This window comes from Roseitalea sp. (genome assembly GCF_984466335.1).
Genome location: NZ_CFIFWG010000024.1, coordinates 1 through 14,755, shown reverse-complemented (window position 1 = coordinate 14,755; position 14,755 = coordinate 1). Strand labels below are relative to the sequence as shown.

14 protein-coding genes and 3 pseudogenes are annotated in these 14,755 nt (G+C 64.1%); 7 read left to right on the top strand and 10 right to left on the bottom strand.

Translation table 11 applies throughout. The features are described from left to right. The 4 genes from AC5E6L_RS03865 to AC5E6L_RS03850 all read left to right on the top strand — a co-directional run. Nucleotides 1-924, top strand: a 924-nt coding sequence (locus AC5E6L_RS03865) for an FtsK/SpoIIIE domain-containing protein (protein ID WP_491771396.1), incomplete at its 5' end; no start/stop codon positions are given. 79 nt (nucleotides 925-1,003) lie between these two features. Next, nucleotides 1,004-1,648: an outer-membrane lipoprotein carrier protein LolA gene (locus tag AC5E6L_RS03860; RefSeq protein WP_491771394.1), complete on the top strand. Its 645-nt coding sequence runs from the start codon at nucleotides 1,004-1,006 to the stop codon at nucleotides 1,646-1,648. 99 nt (nucleotides 1,649-1,747) lie between these two features. Then, entirely contained in the window at nucleotides 1,748-2,419 is a 672-nt protein-coding gene (locus tag AC5E6L_RS03855) for an isochorismatase family protein (RefSeq protein ID WP_491230112.1), read from the top strand. A gap of 75 nt (nucleotides 2,420-2,494) precedes the next feature. Next, nucleotides 2,495-3,304, top strand: a complete 810-nt coding sequence (locus AC5E6L_RS03850) for an exodeoxyribonuclease III (protein ID WP_491230114.1) — start codon at nucleotides 2,495-2,497, stop codon at nucleotides 3,302-3,304. 151 nt (nucleotides 3,305-3,455) lie between these two features. Here the strand turns inward: AC5E6L_RS03850 and AC5E6L_RS03845 are convergent. The 4 genes and pseudogenes from AC5E6L_RS03845 to AC5E6L_RS03830 form a co-directional block, all read right to left on the bottom strand. Next, nucleotides 3,456-3,605, bottom strand: a pseudogene (locus AC5E6L_RS03845) (IS481 family transposase); the annotation flags it as partial. Nucleotides 3,606-3,851: 246 nt separating this feature from the next. Further along, nucleotides 3,852-4,538, bottom strand: a complete 687-nt coding sequence (locus tag AC5E6L_RS03840) for a response regulator transcription factor (protein ID WP_491771392.1) — start codon at nucleotides 4,536-4,538, stop codon at nucleotides 3,852-3,854. A gap of 21 nt (nucleotides 4,539-4,559) precedes the next feature. Then, nucleotides 4,560-6,452: a sensor histidine kinase gene (locus AC5E6L_RS03835; protein WP_491771390.1), complete on the bottom strand. Its 1,893-nt coding sequence runs from the start codon at nucleotides 6,450-6,452 to the stop codon at nucleotides 4,560-4,562. A 354-nt stretch (nucleotides 6,453-6,806) separates the two neighbouring features. Continuing rightward, nucleotides 6,807-7,637: pseudogene (locus tag AC5E6L_RS03830) on the bottom strand (helix-turn-helix domain-containing protein); the annotation flags it as partial. A 171-nt stretch (nucleotides 7,638-7,808) separates the two neighbouring features. On the opposite strand from AC5E6L_RS03830, the gene AC5E6L_RS03825 reads away from it, so the two are divergent. After that, nucleotides 7,809-8,720, top strand: coding sequence for an IS481 family transposase (locus tag AC5E6L_RS03825; protein WP_491771407.1), 912 nt, complete (start codon nucleotides 7,809-7,811; stop codon nucleotides 8,718-8,720). On the opposite strand, the gene AC5E6L_RS03820 is transcribed toward AC5E6L_RS03825, so the two are convergent. From AC5E6L_RS03820 to AC5E6L_RS03795, 6 genes are all read right to left on the bottom strand, one after another. Next, nucleotides 8,717-9,496 carry a succinate dehydrogenase iron-sulfur subunit gene (locus tag AC5E6L_RS03820; RefSeq protein WP_491771388.1) on the bottom strand — a complete coding sequence of 260 codons (780 nt, stop codon included), beginning with the start codon at nucleotides 9,494-9,496 and terminating at the stop codon, nucleotides 8,717-8,719. The two genes, AC5E6L_RS03825 and AC5E6L_RS03820, sit on opposite strands and share 4 nt — an antisense overlap. 162 nt (nucleotides 9,497-9,658) lie before the next feature. Continuing rightward, nucleotides 9,659-11,506: a succinate dehydrogenase flavoprotein subunit gene (sdhA, locus tag AC5E6L_RS03815; RefSeq protein ID WP_491771386.1), complete on the bottom strand. Its 1,848-nt coding sequence runs from the start codon at nucleotides 11,504-11,506 to the stop codon at nucleotides 9,659-9,661. 1 nt (nucleotide 11,507) lies between these two features. Next, complete coding sequence (sdhD, locus tag AC5E6L_RS03810; protein WP_491230142.1) at nucleotides 11,508-11,888, bottom strand: succinate dehydrogenase, hydrophobic membrane anchor protein; 381 nt, start codon at nucleotides 11,886-11,888, stop codon at nucleotides 11,508-11,510. Nucleotides 11,889-11,899: 11 nt separating this feature from the next. Then, nucleotides 11,900-12,307 carry a succinate dehydrogenase, cytochrome b556 subunit gene (gene sdhC / locus AC5E6L_RS03805; RefSeq protein WP_491230148.1) on the bottom strand — a complete coding sequence of 136 codons (408 nt, stop codon included), beginning with the start codon at nucleotides 12,305-12,307 and terminating at the stop codon, nucleotides 11,900-11,902. 214 nt (nucleotides 12,308-12,521) lie between these two features. After that, nucleotides 12,522-12,848: a hypothetical protein gene (locus AC5E6L_RS03800; RefSeq protein ID WP_491771383.1), complete on the bottom strand. Its 327-nt coding sequence runs from the start codon at nucleotides 12,846-12,848 to the stop codon at nucleotides 12,522-12,524. A 70-nt stretch (nucleotides 12,849-12,918) separates the two neighbouring features. Next, nucleotides 12,919-13,491 (bottom strand): sigma-70 family RNA polymerase sigma factor, encoded by a 573-nt coding sequence (locus AC5E6L_RS03795; RefSeq protein ID WP_491771381.1) that lies wholly within the window; start codon nucleotides 13,489-13,491, stop codon nucleotides 12,919-12,921. Nucleotides 13,492-13,838: 347 nt separating this feature from the next. Here AC5E6L_RS03795 and AC5E6L_RS03790 point away from each other — a divergent pair, with 347 nt between their 5' ends. Both AC5E6L_RS03790 and AC5E6L_RS03785 read left to right on the top strand, forming a co-directional pair. Next, complete coding sequence (locus AC5E6L_RS03790) at nucleotides 13,839-14,333, top strand: invasion associated locus B family protein (protein WP_491771379.1); 495 nt, start codon at nucleotides 13,839-13,841, stop codon at nucleotides 14,331-14,333. A gap of 111 nt (nucleotides 14,334-14,444) precedes the next feature. After that, nucleotides 14,445-14,755: pseudogene (locus AC5E6L_RS03785) on the top strand (dual-specificity RNA methyltransferase RlmN); the annotation flags it as partial.

The following is a 14,755-nucleotide window of genomic DNA, read 5'->3' as shown; positions in this document are numbered from 1 at the left end:
GTGCCGCACCTTCTTACGCCCGTCGTCACCGATCCCAAGAAGGCCGTCGTCGCGCTCAAATGGACCGTGCGCGAGATGGAGCAGCGCTACAAGAACATGTCCAAGCTGGGCGTGCGCAACATTGACGGCTTCAACACCCGCATCCGCGAGGCCCAGCGCCGCGGCGAGGAACTGAACCGGACGGTGCAGACCGGTTTCGACCGCGACACGGGCGAGGCGGTCTACGAGACCGAGGCGCTCGATCTTCAGGCCATGCCCTACATCGTCGTCATCATCGACGAGATGGCCGACCTGATGATGGTCGCCGGCAAGGACATCGAGGGCGCGGTGCAGCGGCTGGCGCAGATGGCCCGCGCCGCCGGCATCCACGTCATCATGGCCACGCAGCGGCCTTCGGTGGACGTCATCACCGGCACCATCAAGGCCAACTTCCCCACGCGTATCTCCTTCCAGGTGACCTCGAAGATCGACAGTCGCACGATCCTGGGCGAACAGGGCGCCGAGCAGCTTCTGGGCATGGGGGACATGCTCTACATGGCCGGCGGCGGCCGCATCCAGCGCGTGCACGGCCCGTTCGTATCCGATGGGGAGGTCGAGCGCATCGTCAAGCACCTCAAGGCGCAGGGCGTGCCCGAATATCTCGATGCGGTCACCGAGGATGACGAGGACGCCGGAGAGGACGCCGATGGCGGTGCGGCGGGCGGCGGCGAGAGCGCCGACCCTTACGACCAGGCCGTGGCGATCGTCATCCAGGACCGCAAGGCGTCGACCAGCTACATCCAGCGGCGGCTCGGCATCGGCTACAACCGCGCGGCCACGCTGATCGAGCGCATGGAGCGGGAGGGTGTGATCGGGCCGGCCAACCATGCCGGCAAGCGCGAGATCCTCGTTCCTTCCGAGGAGGAACGCCTGGCCGGTGTGTGAGGCGGGCACGGCGCCACAGTGCAGTCAAACTCGACGCGTAGCCCGATCCCAATGCGCGCAAATCCACCGGGAACCGACCATGAGCCAGCAGAAAACCATGCCCCCGACCCGCCGCGCGGCGATCGCGGCAACCGCGGGCGGCCTCGCCGCATTGGCGCTCCCCCGCGCAGGCAGGGCCCAGGCCTCCGCCGCCCAGCGGATCGCCGATCATTTCGCCGGCGTGCGCACGATGATGGGCGAGTTCGTCCAGTTCGGGCCCGGTGGCGAGCAGACGGGGGGCCGGTTCTTCATCCAGAGGCCGGGCCGCGTCCTGTTCCTCTATGAAGAGCCCTCGCACATTCGTGTCGTCGCCGACGGGCGCAATGTGGTGGTCAACAACAAGAAGCTCGACACGTGGGATGCCTATGCGCTGGGCCACACGCCGCTGAAACTGGTTCTTGCCGACCGGATCGACCTTGGCAGCGGCCGCGTCAAGCAGGTGGTCGAGGGCGAGGACCTGACCACCATCGTGCTGCAGGACAGGCAGATTTTCGGCGATTCCACCATCACGATGATGTTCGACCCGCACAGCTACGATCTGCGGCAATGGACCATTCGCGACGCCCAGGGCAAGGACACCACGGTGGTGATCTTCAATGTCCGCCAGGGCGTGACCTTCGGCGAGGGGACCTTCGACATCGACTATCAGCGCATCCGCCGCGACCGCGAGGCGCAAAGGCGCTGACCGCGACCAAGTCGCGTGTGCCGCTGCGGCCCGCAAGGGGCGTCGCTTGACTTTGCGCCGCCGCGCGGCCAGTGTCGCCGCGATCGTACAATAGCGCGCATGTCCCACTCCGTCGCCCTTCCCGATACCGTCATCGAAGCAATGACGGCCCGCCGTGGCCGCCGCCACGCTTTCGAGCGACTGGCCGCCGACAGGACCGCGCTTCTGGTCATCGACATGCAGACCTATTTTCTCGATCTTGTGCCGGCCGCCCGCTCGGTCGTGCCCAACATCAACCGGCTGGCCGCAACGTGCCGCCACAAGGGCGCGAAAGTCGTGTGGATCGTGACGACGCTGGCGGAAAGCGAGGACGGGCCGAGCCGCTGGCCCCTCTATCATGAGCATTTCTTCGCGCCGGCGCTGGCGGAAAACCATAAGGCAAGCCTGACGCCCGGTTCCGACGGTCATGCCCTCGACCCCGGCCTTCGGGTCGCCGACGGTGATCTTAGGGTCGACAAGCGCCGTTTCAGCCCGTTCATCGACGGCTCGTCGGACCTGCGCGCGCAGCTTGCGCGAACGGGCACGGAGAATCTGATCATCGCCGGCACGCTTACCAATGTGTGCTGCGAATCGACGGCACGTGACGCGATGATGCTCGACTACCGGGTGGTGCTGGTCGACGACGCCAACGCCGCCCGCAACGACGCTGAACATCTCGCCGCGCTCGTCTCGCTCTACCAGTCCTTCGCCGACGTGCGCGCAACCGACGACATCGCCGCCCTGCTCGAATGAAACCTGCCGGGCTTGCCGGCGGTGCCAGCCGCCGGCCCGGAAGACAAGCGCCCCTCCACCGGCCACGCCAAGACCATGACGCACCAGTTCACCGTCGCCACCTGGAACATCAACTCGGTGCGTCTGCGCCAGGGTCTGGTCGCGCAGTTCCTGACCGAGCACGCGCCCGACATCCTGTGCCTGCAGGAAATCAAGTGCCGGGACGACCAGTTTCCCGCAAAGGCGTTCGCCAGGCTTGGCTATGAGCATAGCGCGCTGAACGGCCAGAAAGCCTATCACGGCGTCGCGACGCTCTCCAAAGTGCCGTTTTCGACCGTCGAGCGGCGCGATTTCTGCCAGATGGGCGATGCGCGGCACATCGAATGCACGGTGGACATTGCCGGCACGCGGCTGCGGGTCCACAATTTCTACGTGCCCGCCGGCGGCGACGCGCCGGACCCGGACATCAATCCCAAGTTCGCGCACAAGCTGCGCTTTCTGGAAGAGATGCGGCCGATCACCGCCGAAACCGGCGCCCATGACGCCGCCCTTCTGGTCGGCGATCTCAACATCGCGCCGCTTGAGCACGACGTCTGGTCGCACAGGCAGCTTCTGAAGGTCGTCAGCCACACGCCGGTCGAGACGAGCACGCTGGAAGCGCTGCGCTCCAACGCGGGCTGGGCCGACCTGATGCGCCGGCACGTGCCGCCGAGCGAGAAGCTGTTCACCTGGTGGAGCTACCGCGCCAGGGATTGGGCCGCCTCGAACCGGGGCCGCCGGCTCGATCACATCTGGTCATCGCAGGCGCTGGCGCCGGCGATGACCGGGATGGATGTGCTGACCGCCGCGCGCGGCTGGGAAAAGCCGTCCGACCATGTGCCGGTCATGGTGCGCTTTTCGCTTTAGGGCCTGTGGGGGTTCAGGATTTAGAGCCTGGTATGGTCGATAATCGTTCAGTTCCAGATGCTGGACCGCGGGAAGAGCCGCTCCCTTTCAAGGGCCGGTGACGCCGAGATGGACGATTGTTCGCCATATCCCTCCGGGATGCAGCGGATTTCGCCCCCGACGTCCGCTTTTTCCATTTGGCGACAGTCTTGGGGTTGATGCCGTAACGCTTCGAAAGCGTTCTCAGGCTCTCTTGACTATTTTGTATTGCTCGACGCACCGCCTCTGTCGTGCGGGCGCTCCCGTGCAGAACCTGTCCCATACGCACCCTTTGCACAACCCCACGCAGGAACACGAAAAACAGCATGAACGCTCACGGCCCGTCCCCTCAAATTCTACCGCCTCTGGCATCGCCAGACCCTTCAGAGAGCCGGCCGATAGGGCCCATAACACTCCGCCAAAGCCGAAAGTTACGAATTCTTACACAATTTAAAGATGTGTGAATTGATCGCTTGCAGGTGCGGTGTGAGCCAGGTCCGGGCGCCGATCTGGCTGGCATGCAAAGCCTTCAATCGGCACGCACCAGATTGACCGCGGACAGCTGGTAGCCCCAGTTGCGGATGGCCCGGATCGCCTGGGGCGCGCCGCCGCATTGGCCAATCTTGCGGTTGATTCGGAAAATGGCGGCACTGATCGCGTTGCGCCCGGGAGTTTCGCGGCCAAGGCCGAGCACTTCGCCGACCTGCCAGGTTTCCAGCTTGCGGTCCGGCGCCCGGAGCAGCGCGGTCAGCAAAATGGCCTCGACAGCCGACAGGGCGATGTCTGTATCGGGGCCGGACAGGCCGCGGCGATACAACAGGATGCTGCCATGGGGCGCGGCGCGAACGGCCGGAAAAAGCCGGCGCGACAATGCGTTGACGGCCGCGTCCAGTTCTGCGGGCGACGCCGGCTTGGTCAGATAGATGTCCGCACCGCTGCGATAGCCGGCCACCTTGTCCGGCGCTTTTGCACGGCCCGTCAGGATCACGATGCCGATGCGCGGGTCCATTGCACGGATGCGCGCCGCAAAACTCAACCCGTCCTCGCCGGGAAGGTTGAGATCAATGACCAGAATGTCGGGGTCATGGACAGGCGGGCTTTCGATAAACGCCTCGACGCTGTCGACGCCGGTCGCATTGTGACCATATCGTGAAAGCGCGCTCACGATCGAAGCACGCAAACTGTCATTGTCTTCTATGACAACGATGCTGGCCATTTCCCTGTTCGACGAATTCTCTTATCGATCCGGGACGGGCGCGCCGGCGATATCGTTTGCGCGCGGTTCGGCTTGTTCCTGCGCCAGCCTCATAGGGGTTGCCGAGGGCAGCCAGAGCACAAAGTCGATCCAGTCCTTGCCAGGTTCATAGCGCACCGTGCCCCCAAGCGGCTTGACGATGCCCTGGACGATGTAAAGGCCAAGCCCGTAGCCTGTCATATGGCGGGCCCTGGAGGCACGATAATGCTTGTCAAACAGTCTTTCGGCGTCGGGAAAGCCCGCATGTCCCGGCCGGTTCCTGATGCGGAGCAAAACGCCGTCCACTCCGTTTTCGCTATGACTGGCCATTACGACGTGGACCATCGAGGCCGGCGGCGAATATTTGAGCGCATTGTCAAGCAGGTTGGCCATCAGGCGCTCGACCAGCTGGCGGTTGCTGGCAATGGGAGGTACCGGCCCGGCCTCGATACGCACGCGCTCATGCGCACCGACGCGCCCGATCGCGTCCGACACCAAACAGTCGAGAGCGACCAGTTCAGTCACATCCAGCCCCATATCGCTGTCGAGCATGTCCACAAGCGTGCTGTTTTCGATCAATGAGCTGGCATCGGCCAGTGCGTCCTCAATGGCGCGCAGGCGCTCCCGGTCCAGTTGGCCTTCGGCAATGTTGAGGCGGATGACCGACAGGGGTGTGCGCATGTCGTGGGTGACCATCGCCATTATGCGGTCTTGCGCCTTGCGCTGGCCTTTTTCGCGCCGCAGGGCGCCTTGCATCTGCCACAGCTGATTATGAAGCAGTTGCGAGCGGTGCTGCAGGAGGCCAAAAACGAGCACCGTATAGATCAGTCCATGGACCAGCTGGTCATGCAGGCTCCACCGGATCAGGCTGGCATTGCCAAGCAGGGGCAATATCCAAACCAGCAAAGTTGCTGCCAGCAGGCCGTAGACCCAGCGGCGAGCCGCCATGCCAAAGGGCCAAGGCCCCATATTTCCGAAAGCCATCACCAAGAGGAATGGGCACAACATTATGACCAGCATGGCGTTCAATTGCATGGCGCGCCTTGGGACGAGCCCGGAAATGGCGAGCGCCAGCACCAGGGCGGAGGCCAGCAGCAGGGCATAGCCCAGTCGGACCATGATGGCCGGCGGTGCGAGCGACAGCCACACCGCACGGTGCAGCATCATGGCGAGCAACGGGACCAACGCAAACAACACCGTCGAGAGCCAATCGGCGTGGCTGGCCAGAGCATGCGGCAGGATCAACGCCAGATAGCCGTTGAAGGCCAGAACATAACCGATATAGCCGGATATTGCGACGGCAAACCAGAAGGTCACCGGGTCAAAGCGCACCAAACAGCTCAGAATCGCCCACCCCAACACCAAGCTCATCATGCCCAGAAACACCGCATGAATATAGACCATGCGCAACTCGGCTGCCGCAGCGGCAGGCCCGGTAAGCGCTTCGACGTTGAGCAAATGGGAGCTTTTCGTCTCAATGCGCAGATAGACGGTTTGCATCGTGGTGGCCGGTTCAAGATCAAAACCGAGCGATACATGCCGGAAAGAACGATCCGCAAAGGGTGCTTGATCGCCGGTCACATCCACACGCCAGCCGCTCGCCATGGCCGGATCGGGTTCATACAATGTCACGCTGTCCAGAAAAGTGGGGCGTATGCGCAGGGTCAATGGCGTGCCGTCGGCGGCCGGCCGAACCGTCAGGCGCAGCCAAAAGACCGACGGCGAATAGCCTTCCGCCAGCATCGACCCGATGGGTTGAAAATGCTGGCCGGGCACCGCGTCGATCGTCATCGCTCCGGTGACATCCTCGAACACTGCACGCTCGACGACGTGATCTTCCGCACCAAAGGCCGATGGCGCAGATGTCAACACAAGGAGCCAGGCCAGCAGCAGCATTTCGACGGCCTTAGAGCCGCGCCGGTGACACGCGTCCAGCACAACGATCAATCCCTACAAAGCAAGCCCGGCGTTCTCATACGTCCCAAGACCCGCCTCGTGGATAATGCCAAAACAAAGCGATACCAATACGCGGTTTTTGGCACCCGCAAGCGATACGCGGTTTACCCGCAAGCGAATGGGCCGGCCCCTTTCCTCTGGACGGCGAGACACGGCCTTGCAGGTTTTGGCATATCCCCGGGCAGGTGCTGGTGCCGAAGATCGGGATCGTCACGCGCCCGCGCTTGTGATGCCGGAGCGGCAGTTGTGAGCCTTTTGCGCGCCAGGCCGCCCGGCGATGACATGCCGGCTTTAGTCATCAAGGATCGTGCTGAGATAGAACCACCCCCATCCGGTGACTTTGAGGTAGGTGAAGCCGGTCTGCCAGAGCTGGTTCGGCCGAACGGTCTTGTCGCGGAACCCATCAGCTGCCTTGATGGCGATGTAGGCCGGGCTCGGGATCAGGTCTCGGGCCTTCAAAAGCCTGTAAACACTGGCTTCGGAGGCGAAGTAACGCTCGGTGTCGGTGAACCGTACGGCCAACGCCCGGGGTGATGGCTCGGGCGCGTCCAGGGCCAGATCGACGATCTGCCGCCGCACAGCATCAGGGATGCGGTTCCAGACCCGACCGGGTCGAGATAACCGATCCACCAGCCCGGCCTCACCGAGCGACAGATACCGGTCATACCCTTTGCCCGGCAGGTGATTGCCACGCAATCACCGAGAGGAGGCGATAGAACGTGGTTCGTGGGATGCCGAGCATGTCCAAGGTGCGTTTCACCGGCAGATGCGACCGCTCGACAAGGCCGATGATCTCCAGTTTCTCAGATGCGGGAATCTCATGCGTCCTCGCCCCCATCCACTGCCCGGCAGGTGATTGCGCAGCAATCAATGAGAGGGGCCGAGCATGCTTTTTTGAGCAGCCGGTTCTCGAGCGTCAGATCGGCGACCGCCTCTTTCAACGCTGAGCTCTCAGCCCGCAAATCCTTGACTTCCGGCGCCGTGGCCTGGCGTGCTGTGTCACCCAATGCCGGCAGGCGATTGGGACAATCGCCGAGAGGGGCAAGGCGCCGTTTCCCAGCTTCCAGTAACTCCTTCGACCAGTTGTGGTATAGACCTCTGGGCGATGCCCTCCCGGCGGCACACGTGTTCAGTCCCGGAGTGTGATGGCGTAGTTTTGTGCCAACATACCAAGGAGACGTTATGGGCCAGATACTTCATGACAGCGCCGCGACAACGCACGCTGTCCGAGCAGCAATACAGCGATCCGCTGGCCGGCAATCGTTTGCTTGCAAACGATGAGAGGCGAAAGCTTCGATCGCGGAGTTGAGCCGGACCTACGCCGTCACTCCCAAGACCATTGCAAAATGGAAGAAGCGTGAGAGCGTGGACGATGCGCCCATGGGTCCGAAGGAGCTACGCTCGAGTGCTCTCACCAAGGAGGAAGAAGCTCTTGCGTTGGCCTTCCGCCGCCACACTCTGCTGCCGCTTGACGACTGCCTCTACGCGCTTCAGGCGACGATTCCACACCTGACGCGGTCTTCCCTGCATCGCCTGTTCCAACGCCACGACATCAGTCGGCTGCCCGAGGCCGAAGGCTCAAAGCCGAGGAAGTTCAAGGCGTATCCGATCGGTTTCTTCCGCATCGATATTGCCGAGGTTTGGACCGAGGCGGGCAAGCTCTACATGCTGGTGGCCGTCGATCGCACCAGCAAGTTCGCCTTCGCCGAACTGCATGAGCGGATCACTAGGCGGGACGCTGGCAACTTTCTCCGCCGTTTGATCGATGCCGTCCCCTACAGGATCCACACGGTGCTGACCGACAACGGCACCCAATTCACCGATCCCAAGGGCGACGGCTGGACGGCTGCCGAGGTCAGTCAACTGATCGCCGAGAAGGCCAGGTTCCGCTGCCATGGGTTCGTACTGGCCTGCGCCGAGAACGATATCGACCATCGCCTGACAAAGCCCAACCATCCCTGGACCAACGGACAGGTTGAGAGAATGAACCGAACCATCAAGGACGCAACGGTTCGGCGCTATCACTACGAGAGCCATGAGCGCTTGCGTCAGCACCTGAAGACCTTCCTCGACGCCTACAACTTCGCCAAGCGAATGAAGACTCTGAAAGGCCTCACCGTCTTCGAGTTCATAAACGAAAAATGGACTTCAGAGCCTGAACGGTTCAGGCTTCATCCAAACAATCTAATCTCGGGACCGAACAACTAAACGCGCCGCTCGACCATCATCTTCTTGATCTCGGCGATCGCCTTGGCCGGGTTCAGGCCCTTTGGGCATGACTGGGTGCAGTTCATGATGGTGTGGCAGCGATAGAGCCGGAACGGATCTTCGAGATTGTCGAGCCGTTCGCCGGTGGCCTCGTCGCGGCTGTCGATCAGCCAGCGATAGGCTTGCAGCAGCACGGCCGGGCCCAGATAACGGTCGCCGTTCCACCAGTAGGAGGGGCAGGAGGTCGAGCAGCAGGCGCACAGGATGCACTCGTACAGACCGTCGAGCCTGGCGCGGTCCTCGTGGCTCTGTCGCCATTCCCTCTCGGGCGCCGGCGTCTCGGTCTTGAGCCAGGGCTCGATCGAGCGGTGCTGCGCGTAAAAATGCGTCAGGTCAGGCACGAGATCCTTGACGACGGGCATGTGCGGCAACGGATAGACCTTCACCGGCCCCTTGACCTCGTCCATGCCCTTGGTGCAGGCGAGCGTGTTCGTGCCGTCAATGTTCATCGCGCACGAGCCGCAAATGCCCTCGCGGCACGACCGGCGCAGCGTCAGCGTCGGATCGACCGTGTTCTTGATCCACAAGAGCCCGTCGAGCACCATCGGGCCGCAATCGTCCAGATCGACGAAATAGGTGTCCAGGCGCGGATTGCGGTCGTCGTCGGGCGACCAGCGATAGACGCGGAATTCCTTGACGTTGTCGGCCCCTTGAGGACGCGCCCACGACCGGCCGGGCGCGACGCGGGAATTTCTGGGCAGGGTCAGTTCAACCATGAATGTCTCTTGCTGCGGCGCAATCTCATGCCGTGATAGGCGACTGCCTCGGGGCAATCAAGCTGAACCAAAATGGTCGCTGGACACGATCGAGCCACCCTTTGATTTGGGCCGCTCCGCGCCCCGGCCAAGCGGGGCGGGGCACGGTGCCGCGGCACGATCCTAATACACCCGCGCCTTCGGGGCGATCTTGGCGATGTCGATCCCCTCGGCCAGAAGCTCGGTACGCACGGGGCGATAGTCGAGCCTGACCTGCCCGGTCTCGCTCATCCAGGCGAGCGTGTGCTTGCGCCAGTTCTCGTCGTCGCGGCCGTCGAACTTGCCGCCCTTGAAATCCTCGCGCGCATGGGCGCCGCGGCTCTCCTTGCGCGCCTCGGCAGAATAGACGGTGGTGACCGCGCAGGCCATCAGGTTTTCCAGTTCCAGCGTCTCGACAAGGTCCGAGTTCCAGATCATCGACCGGTCGGTGACGTTGAGGTCGGCAAGGCCCTGATAGGCGGCGTTCATGCGCCGGCAGCCCTGTTCGAGGGTTTCCTGGGTGCGGAAGACGGCGGCGTCCTCCTGCATGACGGTCTGCATCTTAAGGCGCAGCTCGGCGGTCGGCGTGCCGCCCCGGGCGTGCCGCAACCGGTCGAAGCGGTCCATGATCTTCTCGCTGGCCGCCCCGTTGACGTCGGCAATGGCGGCTTGGCGGTCGACCACCTCGCCGGCGCGGATCGCCGATGCGCGACCGAAGACGACCAGATCGATCAGCGAGTTCGAGCCGAGCCGGTTGGCGCCGTGCACCGAGGCGCAGCCCGCCTCGCCGATCGCCATCAGGCCGGGCTGGATCGCGTCCGGATCGTTTCCGGTCGGGTTGAGCACCTCGCCCCAATAGTTGGTCGGAACGCCGCCCATATTGTAGTGCACCGTCGGCAGCACCGGGATCGGGTCGCGCGTGACGTCGACCCCGGCGAAGATCTTGGCGCTCTCGGAGATGCCGGGCAGGCGCTCGGCCAGCACCGCCGGATCGAGATGGTCAAGGTGCAGGAAGATGTGGTCGGCGTTCCTGCCGACGCCGCGCCCCTCGCGGATTTCCAGCGTCATGCAGCGCGAGACGACATCGCGCGAGGCCAGATCCTTGGCCGAGGGCGCATAGCGCTCCATGAAGCGCTCGCCCTCGGAATTGACCAGATAGCCGCCCTCGCCGCGCGCGCCCTCGGTGATCAGCGTGCCCGCGCCATAGATGCCGGTGGGATGGAACTGCACGAACTCCATGTCCTGCAAGGGCAGGCCGGCGCGGACGATCATGCCGTTGCCGTCGCCGGTGCATGTGTGCGCGGAAGTCGCCGAGAAATAGGCGCGGCCATAGCCGCCGGTCGCCAGCACCACCATCTTGGCCGAAAAGCGGTGAATGGTGCCGTCGTCGAGGTTCCAGGCGATGACGCCGGTGCAGGCTCCGTCATCGTCCATGATCAGGTCGATGGCGAAATATTCGATGAAGAACTGGGCGTTGTTCTTCAGGCTCTGACCGTAGAGCGTGTGCAGGATGGCGTGGCCGGTGCGGTCCGCGGCGGCGCAGGTGCGCTGCACGGGCGGCCCCGCGCCATAGTTCTGCATGTGCCCGCCGAACGGGCGCTGATAGATCTTGCCGTCCTGGGTGCGCGAGAACGGAACGCCGTAATGTTCGAGTTCGTAGACCGCCTTGGGCGCCTCCATCGCCAGATACTGCATGGCGTCGACGTCGCCGAGCCAGTCAGAGCCCTTTACGGTGTCGTACATGTGCCACTGCCAGCTGTCGGGCGTCATGTTCTGAAGGCTGGCGGCGATGCCGCCCTGGGCGGCGACCGTGTGCGAGCGGGTCGGAAACACCTTGGTGATGCAGGCGGTCCTGAGGCCCTGTTCGGCCATGCCGAGCGTGGCGCGCAGGCCCGCGCCGCCGGCGCCGACCACCACCACGTCGAACTTGTGGTCTTCATAGGTGTAGGCGCGGCCGTTGATGCCGGGCGCCCCTTTGCCATTGGTGCTCATGTCAGCTTCCGAAACCCATTTTCAAAATGGCGAAGATCGCAAGCGCGGCGATCGCGAAGGTGAAAAACGTGTTGGCGACCACCAGCGCGAACTTGGCCGCTTCGCCGTGAACATAGTCCTCGATCACCACCTGCATGCCGAGCTTGGCATGGTAGAGCCCCGAAACGATGACCAGCAGCATGACGACCGCGATGAACGGATTGGCGAAGGTCGATGTCACGCCGGCATGGTCTTCGCCGCTGAGCGCCACGATGATCCAGACGAAGGCGATGATCAACGGCACATTTGCCAGCCCGGTCAGACGCTGGCGCCAGAAATGGTCGGTGCCGTCCTTGGCCGAACCCATGCCGGTCGCGCGCTTGAAGGGCGTCTTGATGGACATTGGCGGCCTCCTCAGCGCACCAGCATGGCGATCAGCCAAACCAGCAGCGTCAGCGCCCCCGAGGCGATGAAGGTGGCATAGGCGAGCCGGGTGGAGGTGGACTTTTCGAACAGATAGCCGGCGTCCCAGACGAAATGGCGCAGGCCGCCGAGCATGTGGTGCATGAGCGCCCACGTATAGCCCAGCAGGATCAGCGTGCCGAAGAACGATTCGAAGAAGGCGCCGGCGACCGCGAAATGCTCAGGGCCCGACGCCGCGGCAATCAGCCACCAGGCGACCAGGACCGTGCCGAAATAGAGCGCGACGCCCGTGGCCCGGTGCATGATCGAGGCGATCATGGTCGGAATGAAGCTGTAGACCGTCAGGTGGGGCGACAATGGCCGCGGCTTCGGCCGCCGCCCGCCCTGCTCCGATGACATGGTTGACACCGCTTTCCCCTTGATGGTCCCGGTATTGCGACGCACTGCCCGTTCGGGCGCGCGCCTTGTCGTTGATGCTGTTCTAGAGCGCGTTTCGCACTGCGTCAAAGGCCCTGCGGCATGATGCCATGGTCCATTGGTCGGACAGCGGCAAAGGCGCGGGTAAAGCGTTCCCGCTTCAATCGATTGTAACGACGGGCGGGCGACCGGCCGGTCAGCGTCGGCAATCGGCGGGGGACTGCCCGGCGGAGAACCAGCTTGCCGTGCGACCCGCAAAGACCAGGGCATAGCCGGTCTTGGCATAGCGTTCGCGCTGACCCGGCGGATCGGGCGGCAGCGTGACCGAAAGACCGCGACTGTCGGTCACGCCCAGTTCGGCGCCCACGCGGCGTATCGTCAGGCGAACGCCCTTGGTGCAGTTCCAAACGGAAAGACGCGGCTGCGCGCCCTTGGTGATTCCGACGCCGACGCCGACACAGGCCGTCAGCAGCAGCACCGATGCAAAAAGGATGCAGCATCCAAGAGCGCGAATCACAGCCATCGGCGCTGATTACGCCAAGCGCGCGGGCGGGGCAAGGAAGGCGCAAGAATGGCGTGAACGCAGCACTTGGTCAGAAGTCGGTGTCGACCCGGTCGTCGCGCTCCAGCGCGCGCCGCAACCGGCCGAAGGCAAGCCGGATCCGCGACTTGACAGTGCCCAGAGCCAGGCCGGTCTCCTCGGCGATCCGGCTGTGCGAATAGCCCAGGAAGAACGCCATGCGCACGAGACCGGCCTGCTCCTGGGGCAGATCTGCGAGCGCGGCGCGCACGCGCGCATCGCGCCGTTCGCCATCCATCACCGCGTCCGGCGCATCCGGCGCGGAGGGTTGCAGCATCGGATCGTCGGGATCCAGCAGGGCGGACCTGTCGCGCCGGAGCGCGTCGATCCTGCGGTTGCGCGCGACCCGGAAAAGCCATGTCGACAAGGACGATTTGGCCGGGTCGAACAGATGCGCCTTGTGCCACAGCACGATCATCACCTCCTGGGCGATGTCCTCGGCCGCCTGGTCCTCAAGACCCAGCCGTCGCAGATAGGCCTTGATGCGCGGAGCGAAAAAGTCGAACAGTTCGGTGAACGCCACCTTGTCGCGGTCGCCTGCCACGCGCGCGGCGAGCGCGGCAAAGTGTCTATGCTGTTCGCTCATAGGGCGCTTCTGGTTCCGAACAGGTGGTCCGAGCGGCGCAGCCGGAAAGCCCGCCGCGCCGCGCCGACATTCAACCGAATTGCCGAACAAAGTCAAACTGTTGCCGCTTTCTTCGACAACAAGCCGCCATCGGCGGCGCAGCGCGGCTCGGGCGCGCGTGCAACAGCACCCGAAAGCGCCTTCGACAGGCCGTTCCGCGTCGGACCCGTTTAGGGTTTGGTAACCATCGTTTCGCCATGGTGGGCGGCAAAGGCGAACGGTTGAACCGGGCGCATGCCGCCGCTGACCGCGCGGACAGGCGTCCGCCATCGAACCTGGTAGGAACCATGCTTCACGCACATCGAGTTATGACAGCGGCCCTTGCGGCGATCGCGCTGGCCCTGGGCACCATTGCCGCACAGGCGCAATCCCAGCAGCGCATCGGCCAGTTCAACGATTGGGGCGCGATCAGCTATCAGGCGCAGGGCGGCAAGGTCTGCTACGTCGTCTCGGTTCCGCTCACAAAACAGCCGCCCAACGTCAATCATGGCGACAATTTCTTCGTCATCACCCAGCGGCGCGGCCAGAACGTGACGCTGGAGCCGCAGTTCATCGCCGGCTATCCGCTGGGCGAGGGCTCCAAGGTGACCGTCACCGTCGACGGCAAGCCCTTCACCTTCTTCACCAAGGACAATGCGGCCTGGACCGACGACGCCGCCGAGGACCCCGCGCTCGTTGCCGCCATGCGCGCGGGCGCCCGCATGGTCGTCGAAGCGACCTCGCAGCGCGGCACCGACACGACCTATGAATATTCGCTGTCGGGCGTGACGGCGGCGCTGAACGCCATCCAGTCCTGCCAGTAGGCGCACGCGCCGCCCGCCGGCAGGCGCCGGCGTCCATGCCGGCCCCGTCTTGCGCTTGGGCGCGCCATGGCACATATGCGCCTCTCATCGAACGAGAACCGAAGACGGGCCATGGTCGCAACGCTGGACATACGCGATGAGGCGGTGCGCGCGCGCCTTTCGGCCGCGCATGCCGCGCGCATGGACGATCGTCCCGGTCTCGTCGGCCTGAGGCGCGACGGGCTTGCCGACGCGTTGCGCGAGGCGGGCGTCGCAGAAAGTCAGATCAGGATGCGCGTGCAGCAGCTCTGGCACTGGCTCTATGTGCGCGGCGCCGACGATTTCGCCGCGATGGGCAACGTCTCCAAGGGCCTGAAGGCGGCGCTGGCCGACCGGTTCACGATTCGCCTGCCCCAGATCGCCGAGGAGCAGGTATCGGCCGA

What these genes read in the sequence shown, in the direction of transcription:
- AC5E6L_RS03795 (WP_491771381.1), bottom strand. Translation starts at nt 13,491, where the DNA reads ATGAGCGAACAGCATAGACACTTTGCCGCGCTCGCCGCGCGCGTGGCA.
- AC5E6L_RS03790 (WP_491771379.1), top strand. Translation starts at nt 13,839, where the DNA reads ATGACAGCGGCCCTTGCGGCGATCGCGCTGGCCCTGGGCACCATTGCC.
- sdhD (WP_491230142.1), bottom strand. Translation starts at nt 11,888, where the DNA reads ATGTCCATCAAGACGCCCTTCAAGCGCGCGACCGGCATGGGTTCGGCC.
- AC5E6L_RS03835 (WP_491771390.1), bottom strand. Translation starts at nt 6,452, where the DNA reads ATGCTGCTGCTGGCCTGGCTCCTTGTGTTGACATCTGCGCCATCGGCC.
- AC5E6L_RS03850 (WP_491230114.1), top strand. Translation starts at nt 2,495, where the DNA reads ATGACGCACCAGTTCACCGTCGCCACCTGGAACATCAACTCGGTGCGT.
- AC5E6L_RS03855 (WP_491230112.1), top strand. Translation starts at nt 1,748, where the DNA reads ATGTCCCACTCCGTCGCCCTTCCCGATACCGTCATCGAAGCAATGACG.
- AC5E6L_RS03840 (WP_491771392.1), bottom strand. Translation starts at nt 4,538, where the DNA reads ATGGCCAGCATCGTTGTCATAGAAGACAATGACAGTTTGCGTGCTTCG.
- sdhC (WP_491230148.1), bottom strand. Translation starts at nt 12,307, where the DNA reads ATGTCATCGGAGCAGGGCGGGCGGCGGCCGAAGCCGCGGCCATTGTCG.
- AC5E6L_RS03860 (WP_491771394.1), top strand. Translation starts at nt 1,004, where the DNA reads ATGAGCCAGCAGAAAACCATGCCCCCGACCCGCCGCGCGGCGATCGCG.
- sdhA (WP_491771386.1), bottom strand. Translation starts at nt 11,506, where the DNA reads ATGAGCACCAATGGCAAAGGGGCGCCCGGCATCAACGGCCGCGCCTAC.
- AC5E6L_RS03800 (WP_491771383.1), bottom strand. Translation starts at nt 12,848, where the DNA reads ATGGCTGTGATTCGCGCTCTTGGATGCTGCATCCTTTTTGCATCGGTG.
- AC5E6L_RS03820 (WP_491771388.1), bottom strand. Translation starts at nt 9,496, where the DNA reads ATGGTTGAACTGACCCTGCCCAGAAATTCCCGCGTCGCGCCCGGCCGG.